Source organism: Prevotella sp. C561, from assembly GCF_000224595.1.
GTDB lineage: Bacteria > Bacteroidota > Bacteroidia > Bacteroidales > Bacteroidaceae > Prevotella > Prevotella jejuni.
This window is the reverse complement of the sequence record NZ_JH114166.1, coordinates 1-1,206: the sequence shown is the minus strand read 5'-3', so window position 1 is coordinate 1,206 and position 1,206 is coordinate 1. Positions and strand designations below refer to the sequence as shown.

Below are 1,206 nucleotides of genomic sequence, written 5' to 3'. Positions count from 1 at the left end.
GTTTGTAGAGTTAAGGTCATTTTGAGCCTGAAAGAGGCTTAAATTGATTTTTTCAAGTTCTTTCTTCTGGTCATACACTGATATTGCAAGGTTGCTGCGTTGGCCGCTAAGTTCAAGGTTTTTCATCCACATAGTGTGCATTTCTTTTCGCAATGTAGTATTTTTGTCCTCAAGTTCTTTTTGTTCCTGCTTTTTCTCCACTACATTGGCTTCGGCTTTTCTTGCTTGTTCTTCCGCTACTTGCTTTCTTTTCATGGCTTCCTCTGCTTCTTTTTCCGCCTTATATTGCTGCGGTGTTTTGTGTTTCTTGTCGCTGCTTTGTCCTCGCTCCATGTCGAGGGTGTTTGCCACAATCGTTTGGATCTGCGCCATGTGTGTTCGGTTGTAGTGCATTGCCCTACCTGTTCCGTGGTCTATCCAATCGAATACCATATGAGCATGAAGATTTAGTTTGATTTTGTCTTTGCTCATCTTGTAGCCCTCGTCCCTATGAATTGCAATTTGAAAACAATTCATGCCAAACTTCTGATGCAACTCATCTGCGAGTTTATGAAGTTTGTCCATGGTCGTGTTTTCGTCTATGACAACCACAGCTTCCCAAATCGGGCTTGCATTCTTCTGCATCTTTCTCCCCGATTTCTCCTTTACAAGTTTTTTGAGTTCTTTCATACGCTGCTCCTGGGTGCAGCTTTCCCAATACTCGTTGTTATGGGAAAGTTCCTTATGAACGTAATCGAGTTCTTTTTCTCTCTTGTTGTGTTGCTCACTTCCTGCCTTGACAGATTGGAAATTGGCTGATGTTTGTGCCATATTGTTTTCTTGTTTTGGTTTGCTAAGGGTGGTTGGAATGGGGTCGCAGGGGCTTGCCCCCGCCCTCGGAGAGCACACGAACTTTAGACGATAGTCGTACAAAGTTCTTAGTGTGCTAAGAACTTTACTTTTGTAAGTTCTCTCCGCAAAGATATACAATTCTTTCGAGAGGACAAAAGTACGGTTCTTTTTTTTGCCGTTAGGCTTAGAAAATCGCAACTCTGTTGCGTCATGGGGGTATAGGGGTCTCCCCATAGCGACAGCACCGAAAAGCGACAGCGGTTAGATGTGCGCCGGATGAGCGGAGAGAGGAACGAACGCAGCGAAAAGGGAAATGAGGAGGAACGACGATTGACCGAGCGCACGAGTGAAGATGAAGCGCAGCGGAACGAAACG

The 1,206-nt window shown here is 44.8% G+C and carries 1 pseudogene; it reads right to left on the bottom strand.

The window, feature by feature from the left end:
• A pseudogene (locus tag HMPREF0666_RS17740) lies at positions 1–810 on the bottom strand (hypothetical protein); the annotation flags it as partial.
• Between the last annotated feature and the right edge of the window lie 396 nt (positions 811–1,206).